General features: G+C 56.6%; 15 protein-coding genes and 1 pseudogene. 2 read left to right on the top strand and 14 right to left on the bottom strand.

Translation table 11 applies throughout. The features are described 5' to 3' along the window. Nucleotides 1–367: 367 nt before the first annotated feature. The 11 genes and pseudogenes from DSM14862_RS20380 to DSM14862_RS20330 form a co-directional block, all read right to left on the bottom strand. On the bottom strand, nt 368–1,480 hold the full coding sequence (locus DSM14862_RS20380; RefSeq protein ID WP_007120845.1) for a DSD1 family PLP-dependent enzyme: 1,113 nt from the start codon (nt 1,478–1,480) through the stop codon (nt 368–370). Nucleotides 1,481–1,588: 108 nt separating this feature from the next. Continuing rightward, complete coding sequence (locus DSM14862_RS20375) at nt 1,589–2,143, bottom strand: IS66 family transposase (RefSeq protein WP_007120846.1); 555 nt, start codon at nt 2,141–2,143, stop codon at nt 1,589–1,591. 29 nt (nt 2,144–2,172) lie between these two features. After that, nucleotides 2,173–2,277 carry a hypothetical protein gene (locus tag DSM14862_RS21840; RefSeq protein ID WP_113075752.1) on the bottom strand — a complete coding sequence of 35 codons (105 nt, stop codon included), beginning with the start codon at nt 2,275–2,277 and terminating at the stop codon, nt 2,173–2,175. Nucleotides 2,278–2,279: 2 nt separating this feature from the next. Further along, nucleotides 2,280–3,014: an IS66 family transposase gene (locus tag DSM14862_RS22050; protein ID WP_007120847.1), complete on the bottom strand. Its 735-nt coding sequence runs from the start codon at nt 3,012–3,014 to the stop codon at nt 2,280–2,282. 262 nt (nt 3,015–3,276) lie between these two features. Next, nucleotides 3,277–5,061, bottom strand: coding sequence for an SLC13 family permease (locus DSM14862_RS20360; protein ID WP_243254649.1), 1,785 nt, complete (start codon nt 5,059–5,061; stop codon nt 3,277–3,279). A 100-nt stretch (nt 5,062–5,161) separates the two neighbouring features. Beyond that, nucleotides 5,162–5,452 (bottom strand): annotated as a pseudogene (locus DSM14862_RS20355) (DDE-type integrase/transposase/recombinase); the annotation flags it as partial. Nucleotides 5,453–5,697: 245 nt separating this feature from the next. After that, complete coding sequence (locus tag DSM14862_RS20350) at nt 5,698–5,964, bottom strand: hypothetical protein (protein ID WP_007120851.1); 267 nt, start codon at nt 5,962–5,964, stop codon at nt 5,698–5,700. A 24-nt stretch (nt 5,965–5,988) separates the two neighbouring features. Beyond that, on the bottom strand, nt 5,989–7,023 hold the full coding sequence (locus DSM14862_RS20345; protein ID WP_007120852.1) for a sodium:calcium antiporter: 1,035 nt from the start codon (nt 7,021–7,023) through the stop codon (nt 5,989–5,991). 4 nt (nt 7,024–7,027) lie between these two features. Further along, nucleotides 7,028–9,496 carry an NAD-dependent epimerase/dehydratase family protein gene (locus tag DSM14862_RS20340; protein ID WP_007120853.1) on the bottom strand — a complete coding sequence of 823 codons (2,469 nt, stop codon included), beginning with the start codon at nt 9,494–9,496 and terminating at the stop codon, nt 7,028–7,030. 525 nt (nt 9,497–10,021) lie between these two features. Further along, complete coding sequence (locus DSM14862_RS20335; protein ID WP_007120854.1) at nt 10,022–10,315, bottom strand: hypothetical protein; 294 nt, start codon at nt 10,313–10,315, stop codon at nt 10,022–10,024. A 65-nt stretch (nt 10,316–10,380) separates the two neighbouring features. Then, entirely contained in the window at nt 10,381–11,127 is a 747-nt protein-coding gene (locus DSM14862_RS20330; protein ID WP_007120855.1) for a PRC-barrel domain-containing protein, read from the bottom strand. 616 nt (nt 11,128–11,743) lie between these two features. Between DSM14862_RS20330 and DSM14862_RS20325 the strand changes: the two genes are divergently transcribed. After that, nucleotides 11,744–12,151, top strand: coding sequence for a response regulator (locus DSM14862_RS20325; protein WP_050770447.1), 408 nt, complete (start codon nt 11,744–11,746; stop codon nt 12,149–12,151). On the opposite strand, the gene DSM14862_RS20320 is transcribed toward DSM14862_RS20325, so the two are convergent. The 3 genes from DSM14862_RS20320 to DSM14862_RS22010 form a co-directional block, all read right to left on the bottom strand. After that, entirely contained in the window at nt 12,148–12,897 is a 750-nt protein-coding gene (locus DSM14862_RS20320; protein ID WP_040701818.1) for a Crp/Fnr family transcriptional regulator, read from the bottom strand. The two genes, DSM14862_RS20325 and DSM14862_RS20320, sit on opposite strands and share 4 nt — an antisense overlap. Before the next feature lie 357 nt (nt 12,898–13,254). Next, a complete protein-coding gene (locus DSM14862_RS20315) occupies nt 13,255–14,178 on the bottom strand; it encodes a complex I NDUFA9 subunit family protein (RefSeq protein ID WP_243254647.1) in 924 nt (307 codons plus the stop codon). 349 nt (nt 14,179–14,527) lie between these two features. Then, nucleotides 14,528–15,142 carry an endonuclease/exonuclease/phosphatase family protein gene (locus tag DSM14862_RS22010; protein ID WP_407705403.1) on the bottom strand — a complete coding sequence of 205 codons (615 nt, stop codon included), beginning with the start codon at nt 15,140–15,142 and terminating at the stop codon, nt 14,528–14,530. Between DSM14862_RS22010 and DSM14862_RS20310 the strand changes: the two genes are divergently transcribed. Continuing rightward, nucleotides 15,055–15,384, top strand: coding sequence for a hypothetical protein (locus tag DSM14862_RS20310; RefSeq protein ID WP_131541700.1), 330 nt, complete (start codon nt 15,055–15,057; stop codon nt 15,382–15,384). The two genes, DSM14862_RS22010 and DSM14862_RS20310, sit on opposite strands and share 88 nt — an antisense overlap. Nucleotides 15,385–15,401 lie beyond the last annotated feature (17 nt).

Here is a 15,401-nt window from a genome sequence, read left to right as displayed (position 1 = left end):
CTGCATGCGGTTTTCAGAAAGCCTCAATCGTACGGGATTTTTTGCGAGAATTTTGATCGGTAGAAAAATATTGATATATCCCGGCGTGACTTAAAAATAGTGAAAGCATCTATTTGGTGGAACTTGCCGCAAGAGTTGGCTGAGCAAATTGGAGATCATTCGAGAAATTGCGGACGCACCGTAGACTTTCGTGAAGTTGCTTTGAGATTTCTGCCCCACGGCCAACGGATCCACGCGGTTCCAGTATAGCTTGGCAGTAATGGCCCATATGCGTAGGCTGCAATCTTAATACTAGATTGAAAAGACAAGCTTGGGCGTGCCGGTTACGGTTGATTGGGCTTCTGTGATGCGAGTTATGCTCTGCTTCTTACCAGCCGTTAAAACGCGGCCAAACGTCAAGCGGACCGCCGTCTTGCCGCACCAGATGGTAGCGGTCGTGCTGGGCGGCGGTGGCACAGGCGTGGTTGGGCAGGATCCTCAGGCGGGTGCCGACGGGAAGGTCCAGCGGCGGCGGGTTTGCCCCCTCGCGCTGCGCGATGATCCCGTGTTCCTGATTGGCGCTGACGACGAAATAGTCGGTCAGGATTTGACCAGTCTCGTCGCACACTAGGCCGTAGCCTTGGTCCACGTCCTGCGCCGCCGTGCCCCGGTCGCGGGACATGGCCATCCAGCCTGCGTCGATCATGGTCCACCCCTTTGCGGGTTGGTGGCCGATGACCGTGGTCAGAACGCTCAGGGCGATGTCATCTTGGGTGCAGACGTCGATCCCGGCCATGACCAGATCGAAGAACATATAAACACCGGCGCGCAGTTCGGTCACGCCTGTCAGGTCGCGCGCGGCATGGGCGGTGGGGGTCGAGCCGATGCTGACCACGGGGCAGGAGAGGCCCGCGCCGCGCAGGTTTTCGGCGGCGGTGACAGCGGCTTTGCGCTCCTGTTCTGCGAAGTTGGCATGGGCCTCGCGGCCCCGGACCGTATAACTTTCGCCCGCATGGGTCATCACACCGCGCAGGCATTCGACGGCGTACAGGATGCGTCCGACCTCAACGAGTGCCGGGTCATCCGGGCGCAGCCCGCCGCGGTGACCATCGCAGTCGATTTCGATCATAGCGGGGACGGCGGCCTCCGCCACGGCCTGCGCTTGGGCTGCGTTGTCGAGGATCACGACTAGATCGCAGCCCCTCTGGCGCAGCGCCTGTACGCGTTTCAACTTTTGCGGCGCGATCCCCACGGCGTAGAGAATATCGCTGTGGCCTGTGGCAAAGAAAACCTCGGCTTCGGCCAATGTCGACACGGTAATCGGGCCGGGCGCCCCACCGGTGAGCTGGCGGGCAACATCGACGGATTTTGCCGTTTTCAGATGCGGCCGCAGCGTGACGCCAAGCTTTTCCGCATGGTCAGCAAGACGCGCGATGTTCCGTTGCATCCGCGCTTCATCAAGCAAAAGGGCAGGGGTGTCGGGGGCGTATGCGTCAATCATCGAGCAATCCTTTCGCGGTTTCGCAATGGCTTAGCATCGTACGCACCGGCGCGATATATTCAAACACATGTCACGCGGTGACTCTCTATCAAGCTCAAAAGCCCGCACCTACCATGCGCGAGCCAGTCCAACCAACCGCAAAAACTTTGCGACAGAACCGGGCAATACGCGCAACGTGTCGGAGAGGTAACTGACCGGATCGACGTCGCACATTTTGCAGTTCGCGATCAGGCTGGCAAGCAATGCCCAGCTCTCTGCGCCGCCCTCGTGTCCAACGAAGAGGGCGTTCTTCCGAATCAGAGCAATCTTCCTGATCTGGTTCTCGACCGGGTTGGTGTCCGGTTCCAGACACCCGTCGTTCAGGAACCGTGTCAAGCTGGGCCAGCGCGCAAGAGTGTAGCAGATGCCCTCAGCCCGCTTTGACGAACGCGGAATACGCGACAACTGCGCCTCGAGCCAAGGGCGGATGGCGGTGATGATCGGGTCGGCCAGCTCCCGTCGGACGACAAGCCGGGTTTGGGGGCCCCTTGCGGGCAAGGATTTCTCAACGGAATAGAGTTCGGCGATCTGACGCAGGGCTTCCTCGGCGACCGGCGGCCGTCCTTTTCCAGACGCTTCACGAAGTGTCGGCGCGCATGGGTCCAGCAATGGACCAGCGTCCATGGCCGCTCGGTCCGATTGACCTTGGTGAGTTAGTCATGGGCTTCATAGCCGTCGCATTGCACGAAGCTCCCGCGATAGCCTTCGAGGAAGCGGAGCGCATGCACGGCGCCACAACTTGGCGCATAATGGAACATCACTATGGGAGGATCAGTGCGCCGTGACCCCGATCGTCTCCAACGATGGCCCAGAAGTATCCGGTCTTCGTTTTTCGCCCTCCCGGAACCGGGGCGCGGGTTTCGCCCATGAAGATCCGGTCCACGCCTTTCAGGCGCTCCTTCAGGTGATGGGCGATCGGGCGCGGGTGAAAGCAGGCGCGCCGGACCAGATGCCGAGCGTCGCTCGGTCCAGCGTGATCCTCTGTCGGGTGCAGATTTCCTCTTCGCGGTAGAATGGAAAGTGGCGGCCGCACAACATGTTCCGGCGCATGCGCTTGGATCACCGTGCCGGGTGACCAGGACCCGCTGTTGCGGTTGGGGGCGCCCTTCTCAGCAGCATCTTGTCCCTTCAGCGCACGCCGCGCCTTCTCCTGCGGTACGTCCAGAACGCCCTGGTCCCAGTTCCACATCCTCGAGCGGCAGATTGAACTGCTCCGGGCCGAGTTTTTCGGATCTCTGCCCGAACTTCTCCCGGCGCAATTCGCTGACGATGCTTTCCAGCCACCTCTGAGCCTCGACCGCATCCACGAGCGCCGCCTCTCGAGGAAACGGGCTTTCAGGCGGGCGTTTTCTTCGGCCAGAGCGGTGTCGGTCATCACTGCGATCAAGCACATAAGCTGGATAGCGACCAGCGGTAGAACAAAGGGCAGCATCTCCGGATGCAGCATCTGGTCCACATGTTGGCGATAATCAAAAGCCAAAAACTTGCCGTGCATGACCTGCGGGTCATGCTGTTCTATCCCCCCGCCAACTTAAGAGGGGCATCGTTCTGCCCTGTGCCAGATTGCTCGTCATTTGTCGTTTTGCAGCATTTCAGACCTTGCGGGTTGCGAGCCTCTGGACATTGATGCGCTTGAATAGATGAATGGAAGGAATGGGGCCGTCGACAACGACACAGCTCATCGACGGCTAGCGGATCATCGATTTTAGGGCATCCGGCAAGAAACGGAAATACCGGCAATTGCCGCAGCCACAGTTTCAAAGAGGAAAGAAGATGCTGATCGCGAAGGACGAGGTCAGCCCTACGATGACGTTCATCGGAATGCCTATCTTGAGAAAATCCGTGAACCGGTAGTTTCCGGCGCCATATACCAGTGTGTTCGTCTGATATCCGATAGGCGTTGCAAAGCTGGCGCTCGCGGCGACCATTACGGCCACGGCAAGCGGGCGCGCATCGACGCCCAGTTCCGGCGCTAGCGCAATGACAATGGGTGTGAACACCACGGCCACAGCATTGTTGGTGACGCTCTCGGTTAGAATGGAGGCCACGAAGTAAACCGCCAATAGCGTCAAGAAAGGCGGCAGCCCGGACAGTAGCGGGGTAAGCATATCGACGATCAGCTGGACCGCTCCCGTGTGTTCCAGCCCTGTCCCGATGATCAGCATCGCAAAGATCAGCACAAGGATCGAGCCGTCGACAGATTGCCACGCCTCGTCGCTGTCGATGCAGCGCAGCAGCAGGATCCCGGCCACGGCGACCAGCGCCAGAATACCGATAGGCATGACATTCAGCGCCGCGAGGACCACAATCCCAAGCAGCGCGATAATAGCGACCGGTGCTTGCTTGCGGCGAAATGCACGACCTGATGGCTGGGTAATCGATGCCACGTCGCCGACCTCGGCCAGCGACCGGAAGCCGTCGGCGGGTCCTTCCAGCAGCAGCTTGTCGGCAGCGCGCAGGCGCACGCTTGAGAGATCGGGCCCAGCAATATGCCCATGCCGGAACGCACCCAAAACACGCACGCCTGCTTTGCGCCCAAGCGCCAGATCGGCAATGCTCCTTCCAACAGAGCGGCGTTTTGGAGTTACAATGGCTTCGGCCGTTAATAGCACTTCATCGGGATCGGGATCCGATGTGCGTTGCATTCCGGCTCGCAGCCCCGCTTTCTCGACGAAGGTTAACAGCTCGGATGTGGTGGTCACAACGATCACCACATCCCCCTTTTGCAGAACATAATCTTCCAGATCGCTCCTTTTGATCTTGCCGGCACGCTTCACACCTTTGACTTGCACGCCATCACGGCCAAAATCGGCGATCTTGGCCAGAGGGGCATCGACATGTGGGTAGGATTCAAGAACCGTGATTTCAGACAGGTACCGGGTTTCTCGATCGCCGCCGGCGGCGATATCCGCTTTGCGGTGGGGCAGCAGCCAACGTCCGAGAATTAGTAGGGATACGCTTCCGACCAGCGTGGCTGTCAGCCCGACGGGCGCGATCTCGAAGATCGAAAACGGTTCCATCCCGTTTTTGCGCGCGATGCCATCGACAATGATATTTGTGGACGTTCCGATCAGCGTGCAGGTACCGCCAAGGATCGCCATGTAAGAGAGCGGAATCAACAGCCGCGTCGGGGCCAGTTGCAAATTGTTTGCCAGCCGAATGACCACCGGAATGAGAACCAGTACGACCGGCGTGTTGTTCATGAAGGCTGAGGCGGCGACCGCCGAAATCAAGAACACCACCACGGCCAGCAGGGGGCGATCTTGTGCGCGATTGATCACCAGATTTGCCAACGCATCCAAAACGCCGGTGCGCACCAGCGCGCCCGAAACGATGAACATGGCCCCGATCGTGATGGGGGCCGGGTTTGAAAAGACGTTCATCACCCCATCGTGAGGCACCAGTCCCAGCACGATATATAGGGCCGCCGCTCCCGACGCAGTGACCTCGGGCGGGAATTTCTCCAACGTGAGCACAACAAAGAGAAGCACTAGGATCCCAAGCGCCAGATAAGCGGCATTGAAGCCGACAGCGTCGATCATTGTGCAACAATCTCCATAGGTCATTCATGAGTGAATATCATGGCACGTGGTGTTGTCACGTTAACTCGCCGAGTTTTCAAGTTGGCATGCCAGTCGTTGATCAAGTGGCATATGCCGCGGATTTCCACGCTTTTAATGCTTCTATCCGATGGTAGCGGATGGTGAGAGCGGAACGACGACGGCGGGCAGGTACGGAGAAACGATTGCGGGTTGTGGAATGCATAGAGACGAAGCGCTGCAATCCACCCGGTGATCGGAAGCCCTGCATTACCCGCTCTCGTTTCCGTATGGGCAGATGGCTGTTTTCTGCGCGGTTATTGAACCCCTTGTGTGACCAATGATCAACGCCGGGTGCGATCTCGCGCTTTGCGGCGTCATAGAAGCGCAGTTTAAATTTTCGTTTACACAAGTGGACGCTGACGTAGTTCAAGAAGAAATTCATTGGCTTGCCGGATAAAATCGTGCTTCTCTTCATATTGGTTCGGTTCCATTGGTATCTCCCTGTTGGTGTTGCGATGATTATGTGTCTCGCTGTGGCATCCGTTGTATGGAATTTAGATCCCCATATCGGTCCCTAGAAATGAAGCGAAAGTCGCTGAAAAGAGAAGTTTCGCGCCGAGCCACAGAAGCAGCTTCTCACAAGCTATCTTCCGCTTTGGGGTCGCCCGGGACGTTTTCGTTTAGAATATCGGTGATCTCGTCCACCAGTTCGGCGCGGGTGCCGTTCGGACTTTCGCGCTGCTCGATTGCCAACCGAGTCAGAACCTGTTTCAGCCAGCCTTTCCGTCCACCCGCCGGATAGCCCTCATCGGCTAATACGTCCATGATCTCGTTGCGGGTCAGGTTCTCTCCAATTTCAGGCAGATCCGCGCCATCTTGCGCCGGTTTTTCGGGTTCGGTCATGTCAGCCTCCTTTTTTCTGGGGCGTCATCGCATCGTGAACAACAGCGCGATTCCTCCGATATAGATAATGGTAACCGCATAGGAATCGAGTCCAATCCCAAAAAGAGCAGGGTCGCGCCGCTCGATTAGGCCGACCACATAGACGGCTGTGACCGCAATGCCAGTCAGTCCAGCGACAATTGAGAACATTCCAACCTCGTTTAGGACCGCGCCGCCCGGATAGAACAGATCAACTAAGAATATCACGCCAATGTCGAACAAGTTGGTGCCGAAGATATCCGACACTGCCATCACGTGGCGGCCTAGTTTGACCGCAGCGAGCACGGTGCTGATTTCCGGCAAGGATGTCGAAATGGCGATGAATACTGCGCCGAAAAAGCTGTCGCCTAGCCCCGTGCGTTCAGCCAGCACTTCGCCGCTGGTGGCCAGAAGATATCCCATGGTCAGAATCGCCAGAGCTACTGCCGCCGTCGCACCCATCAGTTGTAGACGTGAAAGGTCGTCTTTGGGGTCTTTCACGTCAATATCGGGAGAGGGCGGTTCACCGATCACTTCCCAGCCAGGGTTGTCCTGCGTGCGGGCAACCATACGCACCGCATAGACGAAAAGAGCGGCAATGCCCCATGTCCAGAGGCCTGCCCCGGCGAAGGAAACATCGCCCACGCCGATGCCAGTGATCGTCGCAGCAATGAGGATGATGCCCAGCACGCCTTGGAGGAGTACGATAGGGTCGGGCACGGTCGCAGTGAGGGCGTTGCGACGGATTGCCATATCGGCCAACGCCAGCACCGTGACCTGCATCGTGAACCCGCCTAACAGGTTGTTGACCGCCAGCGCCGCATTGCCGCTGATCGCCGCCGTACCGGTCACGGCGATTTCCGGCAATGAAGTGACCCCGCCCAGCAGGATCACCCCCAGCACCGCCTGCCCAACCCCGAATTCACGCGCGATCCCGTCTGCATAGCGTGACAAACGCATGCCCGCGAACCAAACGGCCCCCGCTGCGATGCAGAATATTACGACAACAACAACTAGAGGGAGATCATTGAATGGAACCATTATGCTACCTAATGAACCTGTCCCAAGTTCCGTAAGTACTTCTGACCGTGCCGCGCGGGATGCTGAGCGCGATCAACGCAATACCCACAAGCGCGGAAAACAACAGGGCCTCCCAGCTGGCTCCGACGACCAGAGGCGCAAAAAGCAGGACTATTCCCATCAGCACGTTTAGAAAACGTCCCAGCCGAGCCACTGGCGCGAGTGCGGCCACGGTCACGGTGATGACCAGTGCGCCCACGACATGGTTCGTCGCGGCGGTCCCGCTGTCCCATCCGAAAAGCAGCGGCGACAGCATCAGCACGAGGCCGAGCGCGAGTGATGCCATAAGCGTCCAGGGAAAGGTCATCCCGCCTGAAACCATGTCTTTTACGATCACTTGGGGGCTGCGTTCGAAATCGTCCAGCGTGCGGGCGTCGGAGCCTTCATCGGTGTCGCCTGTGAAAAACACCCGCAACCAAGGCTGGCCAGCCCTGTGACGCCGTCGCAGGAACTGGTAGGTCGCGACCAGTTCGTCCAGCGAATAGGGGATCTGCCAGACCATCGCGGCGGCGGCAATCAGGGCTAGTGTTGAGTAGGTTCCGATCACAATAGGCTGGATCACGATGAAAAAGATCGACACTGCGCCCAGCGGCACGATCATAATGCCGAACAGCACCACGAGCCATGGCATCGTGCGCCACCGCCGCGCCGAACCTATTGTACCAACGATGATTTCCAATGCATAGGTCAGCGCACCGATACCAGCGTCTGGCACCGGCCAAGCTTCGGAAACGGATGAGGTGATGATCTGTTCGGTTCCGTTCTTCCCTTCCAAGGTGCCGCTAAAAAACGGTTCCCAAACACCGCCAATGGATTCGAGTTGATAGGCTGTGAGATAACGGGAGACGAGGAGGCCGACGACCGCCAACATGATGACCGGAAGGCGTTGGAACCAGTCAGATGGAGAGTAATCCCAGCCCTTGGGAATTGTCGGCCCGGTTTGTGCGGCCACTGGCGAAACCCCTGGCACCGGCAACAGGCATAGCGCGAAGGCCACGGCGAGCATGCCGACGAGGGTGCCATTCAGATAAGCGGCGCCATTGTCCGTCCAGAAGACCAGCGGCGCAAACATGATCCAACAGCCCAGAACTGCGGCACCAAACCGGGCCCAAGGCATCTGCCAGGACAGCGATAGCATACCAAAGGCAAACAGCAGCAACCCAGCGATCACGTCGCTGACGATCATACCGGGGTCCTCTACGCCCAACAAAGGTGGAGATGTCAGCAACCACAGACCAAGGCCAGCGTTAGCCCAGCCGCCCCAAAGGTTAGCCCGGTGTTGATCGCGATATTCCGTCTCATGCCGCGCGCGCAACGCTTCAGGGTCATTTACCCGCTCGCTTGCCGCTTCAAGCCAGGGCGGCGGCGTGATGCCATTTGCGCGGTACCAACCCAAAGGGTTATCCTTCAATGCCTTGATCAGCGTCGGCAGCCGGTCCATGATGCGCCGTTCCGGCTCCCAGTCCAGCAAATGACGCGCTTTTGAGATGTCGAGCGCGTATTGATCGCTCGCCATGTCGATCATGAAGGGTCGGATGAATGGCTTTTCCCCTTGATCAAGGGTATCGGGCACCACCGGCTCGGACTCTGTTTCAAGTTTCGCGCCCAACTTAGCCACGGGAGCCGGCAGGACAAACGTTCTCCAAGTGTCTTCACCGTGGATCAATTCCCCAATGCGTTCTTGTAGCGCGTCATAGCTCACCGTATCTGGCTCACCCGCGAGAATTATCTCTCCGGCTTGCAGCTCGGTGCGGCGGTTCACCACGCGAACGAAAAGCTCCAACATGTCATCGAGATGAATGAATGCCTGTCCGGCATCGGTATTGCCGGAATAAACATGCGCCTTGAAGCTGCGCTCATAGATGCGGGCGATCTGGTGGCTCAGCGTAGGTACTGCGGTCTCGTCGTCATAGAGCCCGGCCAGATGTAGAAAGACGGTGGGTATATCGCCTGCTTCTTCGCGGATAATCTCTTCGGTGCGGGCCTTTGACTGCGGATAGGCCCATCCGGGGGCCAACGGTGTATCCTCGGTGATCCGTTCACCCGGGCGTCCCGCCTGATGTACAAGCATGGTTCCCGAATAGACGAATTGTTCAACCTCGATATCTTGCAGGGCGCGCAGCAGGTTGCGCGTTCCTTCCTCGTTAACCGCCTCGTATTGCGGGCGATCTTCGCCGCTGAAATCGAAATAGGCAGCCAGATGGATGACTGATGCAATAGGTTCGTTAGCTGTTGCCTCGTGCAGTTTCTCTATGGCCCGCGCAGTCGATCCCGGATCAGTGATGTCGCAGCCGATCAATCCTTCCCGCCCTTCGCAGTTCTGCGGAAGGTCGAGGCCGATCACTCGATGCTTGTGCGCAAGAACCTTGCTAAGCTTGCTGCCGATGTTACCTGCTGCGCCGGTAACAACTACAACTGGTTTGTTCTCTGTCATGCTTCTGAGCTCCCCTGTTGCGTATTCTATCAACTCTTCACACAACGATATGATCCAGCGGAGCACTCTCAATAACGCAATCGCCAAGGGTGCTGAGTTGAGTCCCATAGTCCACAATATCACCCCCACCTGTGAAAAAAGCTGAGAGAAAGGAAATATGGGAGCGCAGGGGGGACTGAGGACGGCCGCCGCACGGCGCGATATTTCGCGGTTTGGGTTATGGCTTGATAAAATGCGGCTGATTTTGCCACTGCCGCCGGACTGAAGGTACGACAGCGTGTCGAAAGCTTAGCCTGCAGCGTCTGAGGCCCTTCCTGGCCTGATACGACAAAGACCGCGCACACGCGGCAGGCCAGCGCGCGGCTTGATCAGTTCAACTGGAAAATGCCCATCATTCGGCGTGAACTTTATCTCCCTCAGGCGTAATCAGATACCATTCATCACCGTAGGATTCGACATCCTGCCCCTGCGGCGCATCCGCATTTTCATCGCGGGTAAAGTAATAGAGGGGTCACCCGTGATAAGTCACAACTCGTAGTCCACTGTTCCAAGCATATCTTCCCTGACACCGTCCTGTGGCGTGTCCGGTGCCCCCACCAAAGGCCACGCATTCAGGCATTCTGCAGTTGTGCAGGAGATTTCTGCCGCTTTGCCATCCGCAGCGCGGGTGTCAGCAGTGAAAAGATAGACTGGTCTCCCGGCTTCGTTCGCGAGATATTCACCATATTTAACGCTTTCGACGACTTTAATCGATGCCGCATCCTGAGCGGCAGCAGGGGCTGCGATAAGCGCTGCGGCGGCAATGATGTATCTATGCATTGAAGTCTCCCTTTCGGCCTTTTTCTGAAATAGCCCGCTCGATAGTGCCGAGCGGGCTGATTGAATTATTGCTGAACTGAGTTGTCGAAGCGATTATAGTCGAGAGGCTCCGTGTCGCGGATATCATCTTCGGTATAAGGCATGTCGTAATTGGAACTGCCAGCATCCCAACCTGAACTGTAGCCATAATAGGGATAAGCACGGTATCCCGGCCCATATCCTGCGCGAGGTTGAACGACCACGGCCGCTACCTTGTTATCTCGCAGGATAAGGTCGCTGACATATCCGTAATCGTCATAGCCATCACCATTCCGAAGCCGAGCATAGTCCCCGATTAATTCGGACGCTCTCCAAGCACGTGGGATCGGCTCATCATCAACGCCTTCTACGATGTCGGATTCGACCGCACCGGTTTGGACAGCTTCGTCGTTCCAGAAACCGTAGTCGCCGACGGTATCCTCAGTGATGGGAACGATGATCCGACCATTTGACATGTCCACCTTGTTGAGGGGAATGCTGACATGCGTATCACCAATATCCCAGAAGCCACCGACTTCTGCGACGATAGAATGAACCTGGCCATCCGATCCAATCAGGATATCCTCAACGTCGCCGATTTCGTCACCGGTCTGTCCGTAAACATCTCTATCAATTAAGTCCTTAGCACTTACGCCGTTTGTATAGAGATCATCATAGCGCCAATCACTAAGCGAAACGACCGCCGCATCATCAATAGCGCTCTGCTGAGCGAAAAGCGGCCCTGCGAGAACCAAAGCTGCAACCATAAAGTACGCTGATTTCATCCGAGTCATGTTATTACTCCTTTGGTGCATCGCATTTGTGTAGGCGGAGAATTCTACTCAAGAAGCTCTAGCCGGTGGAAGCGCGATGCTTAGCCGCTACCGGCTCACCCAAAATGGTAGTTGCCAGAAGAACGAAATTAATCAGCCTGAAGTTCCATGTATTCGCGCCGAGGTTTGTGAACAAATCCGGCTAGCTCCTAGATTTCTATAACCTTATTAGATAGTTAAATATATTGACAGTCTTATTGCGAAACAGATTGTACGATTTCGCACAGGCGCATCGGAATAAGAGCTGCCTGCCTAAAATTGGTGCTAGGGTGTCTGTATCTCTTTCGCGATTCGTCCTGTCTCGGAAACCGAAACGGGGGGAATTTCTTATCGTCACTATGACTGGAAAACCCAAAAGAGGCAGAAAAGCTATGCAAGAAGCTCAATCTCGCCCGCCAAACCACAGAAAAAGAAAGCCGTTCATAAAATTGCAAACGGCATTCAGTTCGCCGTCCCGCAGCTTTGTATAAAACCGGGGCCCGGAGCATTCCCATGATGTCAAGCGACGGCACAAGAGTTGAATGGTCATGTCTTTCGTCGGCGAGACGAAGGGCACAACCCGTTTGGAGGAAATCTCATGAGTAAAATCCGCGTTCTGTTAGCGGAGGAAGATGTTCTGGTCGCTACGGACTTGGCTTCTGAGCTAGAGAATTCAGGAATGACCGTATTGGCAAAAGCCAGCTCTTCTGTCAGCGCTCTGAAAGTGATCGACGAAAGCTCTCTCGATTTTGCTTTGTTGAATGTCGAACTGCAGGATGGCACCAGCTATCCGGTTGCCAAACGGCTCAAAGCCCTCGAAATTCCGTTCGTTTTCTTCACCAGTTTCGAAAAATCTGAAATCGACCTGGAATTTCACGACGTTCCACGCTTAGCAAAGCCGCAGGATGCCAGATTTGTTGCCGATTTTGTTGCAGGGCTTATGAAAACCTTGGCCCAGACTCCTACCCATCCCGCAAAACGAAAGGAAGCGAGCACTGGGGTTTAAACCCCGGCTCTTGACGTTTCGGAATTGGTCGGGTGAAACCCGATTAGACGCGTATATTCTGCTTCCGGCGTGCCGTAAGAATCCTGCGCTTCGGCTTCCAGGCCTTCGCGATCAAGAAGGATAATCTTTCCACGTTTGGCCCGGATAAGTCCCTTGCCCTCAAGTATATGAGTTCCGACCGTCACGCCAGCGCGTCGTACACCCAGCATAATCGATAGAAATTCGTGGGTCAGGTCCATCTCGTTGCCGCTGATCCGATCGTGACACATCAGCAGCCACCGTGCGAGCCGCTCTTCCAGTTTGGCCTGCCCGTTCGACAGTGCAGTTTGCGAAGTCTGCGTCATCATCGCCTGCACGTATCGCAGCAGATGGTCTTGAAATGAGGGGCTTTGCTCCATCAGGTCCTGCAGCCTGCTAGGTTCAATCACCATGCCTTCCCCGGCGACCTGCATGAAAGTCTTATGGGAGGCATGCCCGGTTTGCAGTACCGCTGCGGTTCCCGACATGCCATCATAGCCGAAAAGCCCCGTTTCGATGCGCCGCCCGTTTTTGCTGAAGGCTACCGTCGATCCCACACCAGATTTCAGGAAATAGACGAGTTCGATAGGTTCGCCGGGTTTCTCCAACGTCATGCCCACGCCCATTTTTACCGGCGTCAGGTGCGGCTCGACTAGAGCACGACCCGCCTCGGATAGGGTGGCAATGAGATTGGAGTGATTGAATGGGCAGGAAAAGGCTTTGGGCATAAAGTACTCTCGCGCTTTGGGGCAAGAGCACTGCGTGCGGTGTCTCTCAACCGGGACCGCCCTGCGGGAATGGCACCGGCACTTTACATTACCACCTATCAATCAATTTGTAGAGGACGACTTAGCATAGCATGTCTTTCTCAGTAAAATAAACGTCGATGAGCAGCAGTCGTGGTGATGCTCACGGTACAGCTCAGGAACTAATCACACGCAGAACTCGGTAAAACCGCACGGGCGAGCACCACCGTCCAAGATTGTAGTAACGAGAAACTGTTCTGCTACCTTGAGCGCGCTTACGTACTACTATTTCGTGGGCTGTCGCCTTCGGGAGAACGCGCCCTTCGTTTTGATCATCCGCTACCGTTTCGAGGTCTGGCAATTGCTTTCTTGCCGCTCATGAAGATAACCGATGATGCCTTTCGGCGTAATGCTGAGATCGGCGAGTCCTGGCAAAGCTCCCGACGCCACATTATCGATCTGCATCAGTGCAACCTGCGCGCGGGTCAACGGGGCGCCGGGCAGCCGTTCGGCGATAGTGGCTAGTCGCTTCCAGATTGGGAACGGGACTGGTATGGGGTGGGTGCGCAGCCCCGACGCGCGGGCGACCTCTTCCACCAGTTCGCAGTAGGTAAGCGTGTCTGCACCTACCAATTCGTAGCAGGGCGCACCGCTATCGGACACAAGCAGCTTTCCAATGGCCCGGGCGACATCCTGCGCCCAGGCCGGTTGCAGCAGTGTGCCGCCCGCCCCGAACAGGGGGTAGACCGGCAGTGACCGCGCTACGGCCTGTATTGTGCCCAGCAGTGCGTCGCTGTCACCGAACATGACGGCAGGCCGAATAACTGTTGCGCTTGGCAGCGCCGCTTGCACGGCTGTCTCGCCTCGTCCGCGGGCACGAATGTAGCTGTTCTCGGCATCGGGGTCCGAGCCAATCCCGGACAACTGCACGAAGCTGCGTATCCCCGCGCGGTTTGCTAGCGTGGCGAGCCGCGCGGCAGCATCCACATGCACAGCGTGATAGGTTAGATCACCCTTTTCGACATAAAGGCTGGTGGCGTTGACCACGCCATCGGCACCGTTCAGCGCTGCGGAAAGAGTCTTGGGTTTGAACAGATCCGCTCGGGCCGTCTCGGCCCGACCGCTATCCGATAGTTCTGGGTCGCTGGTCGGATGACGTGCAGCTATCCGAACCCGGTGGCCATCCCTTAAGAGATGCCGGACTACACGACTGCCAAGAAAGCCGGTGCCACCAAAGACTGTGATGAGCTTGCATCCTTGCATTGGCGTATCCTCCGCCGGAGTTTAGGGTTGAGGGCACGCCCACAGAATTTGGCGAAAGCCAACCAAACGAAAACGCGCCGCGCATGGGGTTAAACCCGGTAACGGCGCTAAACGTTCCTTTTCGGTAAGGGTGTTCAATGACCCTAAAAACCATAAACAGCATTGCCATGTTGCTCGGTAGGCTTGACCGGACTGTTCCAACAACATGAACATCCAGCTGGGACGCGCCTCATCGCTGTAATTAAAATAAACAGCCAGATGGATGACGGATGCAATGCGGTCACTGACATTGGTGTCAGGCACCTTGGCCACGATTTTGTTGCGCTATGGGCAGTTTCCCAAGTTCAATTCAGCAACAACCGGAAGATGGTCGGAAGCAAGCCGGGCTGTACGATCTGTCCAGCATCGGTGCAGTATCGACTTGGGCCGGCAATATAGGCGGTCCAGCGGGGGAATGGGTCGGGACGCAGGGAACGTCTTCATGTGGCTGTGCCCCGGGAATTGTCTGTCCAGTATCCGCCGCACCGCACCTCCAGCAATCCCAATCGTTCAGATCGCACATCAGCACCGAACACTCATTACCCTTCCGGACGATCTCCACAAGCTTTTCAGCTTGTTGGCGTCTTTCACGAAGGCTCAAACCAAGATGTGCTGCCACAATCTGCAGCGGACCATGGGGCGTATTCACCACTGTTTCGATCGCAACTCGATGTTCGCGCCGCTTGTAGGAGATGTCATGAAAGCGTGCGGCTTCTATCGGCCAGCAACTTATCACCGCATGGCCATAGTCTCCGTCCACAGCCCGGATCAGGCGGGTTGCATGGGTGTTGCCGCCAAGTTCCTCGCTTAGAAAGTCAAACGCCTCGGATGTGGACGATGTCCGGCGACGCGAGTCTACTTCCTGCAGTGCAAAAATGTGCGGCTGATGGCTTTGCCGAGGATTATGGCGATACTGTTCATGCACTTCGCTTCGCAAGTTATTGTCTTGCGCGAAAAATGTTCCAGCATAGCCAGATAGGGTGTCCATTAGATTACCTCTGGCGAGGCTTCGTGGCAGAACCCGGTTTTTGGCGGGCTGAAGCAGCCAAGGTGGTCGTTTTGATGATGCCGTTGGCGATTTTGACCAGCCTTGCGATTGCTAAGAATGTAAGTGTGGAATTTTGGCTTGATTGGTCTTCGAATAAAGGCGGCTTAAACGAGCATTAGGGGCGGCACGAAACTAT

The organism is Sulfitobacter indolifex (genome assembly GCF_022788655.1).
Classification (GTDB): Bacteria; Pseudomonadota; Alphaproteobacteria; order Rhodobacterales; family Rhodobacteraceae; genus Sulfitobacter; species Sulfitobacter indolifex.
The sequence above is the reverse complement of the archived record's forward strand: the minus strand, read 5'-3'. Positions and strand labels throughout refer to the sequence as shown.

What these genes read in the sequence shown, in the direction of transcription:
- DSM14862_RS20335 (WP_007120854.1), bottom strand. Translation starts at nt 10,315, where the DNA reads ATGCATAGATACATCATTGCCGCCGCAGCGCTTATCGCAGCCCCTGCT.
- DSM14862_RS20350 (WP_007120851.1), bottom strand. Translation starts at nt 5,964, where the DNA reads ATGACCGAACCCGAAAAACCGGCGCAAGATGGCGCGGATCTGCCTGAA.
- DSM14862_RS22050 (WP_007120847.1), bottom strand. Translation starts at nt 3,014, where the DNA reads ATGCACGGCAAGTTTTTGGCTTTTGATTATCGCCAACATGTGGACCAG.
- DSM14862_RS20380 (WP_007120845.1), bottom strand. Translation starts at nt 1,480, where the DNA reads ATGATTGACGCATACGCCCCCGACACCCCTGCCCTTTTGCTTGATGAA.
- DSM14862_RS21840 (WP_113075752.1), bottom strand. Translation starts at nt 2,277, where the DNA reads ATGTTCCATTATGCGCCAAGTTGTGGCGCCGTGCATGCGCTCCGCTTC.
- DSM14862_RS20375 (WP_007120846.1), bottom strand. Translation starts at nt 2,143, where the DNA reads ATGGACGCTGGTCCATTGCTGGACCCATGCGCGCCGACACTTCGTGAA.
- DSM14862_RS20325 (WP_050770447.1), top strand. Translation starts at nt 11,744, where the DNA reads ATGAGTAAAATCCGCGTTCTGTTAGCGGAGGAAGATGTTCTGGTCGCT.
- DSM14862_RS20340 (WP_007120853.1), bottom strand. Translation starts at nt 9,496, where the DNA reads ATGACAGAGAACAAACCAGTTGTAGTTGTTACCGGCGCAGCAGGTAAC.
- DSM14862_RS20330 (WP_007120855.1), bottom strand. Translation starts at nt 11,127, where the DNA reads ATGACTCGGATGAAATCAGCGTACTTTATGGTTGCAGCTTTGGTTCTC.
- DSM14862_RS20360 (WP_243254649.1), bottom strand. Translation starts at nt 5,061, where the DNA reads ATGATCGACGCTGTCGGCTTCAATGCCGCTTATCTGGCGCTTGGGATC.
- DSM14862_RS20315 (WP_243254647.1), bottom strand. Translation starts at nt 14,178, where the DNA reads ATGCAAGGATGCAAGCTCATCACAGTCTTTGGTGGCACCGGCTTTCTT.
- DSM14862_RS20310 (WP_131541700.1), top strand. Translation starts at nt 15,055, where the DNA reads ATGTCCGGCGACGCGAGTCTACTTCCTGCAGTGCAAAAATGTGCGGCT.
- DSM14862_RS20320 (WP_040701818.1), bottom strand. Translation starts at nt 12,897, where the DNA reads ATGCCCAAAGCCTTTTCCTGCCCATTCAATCACTCCAATCTCATTGCC.
- DSM14862_RS20345 (WP_007120852.1), bottom strand. Translation starts at nt 7,023, where the DNA reads ATGGTTCCATTCAATGATCTCCCTCTAGTTGTTGTTGTCGTAATATTC.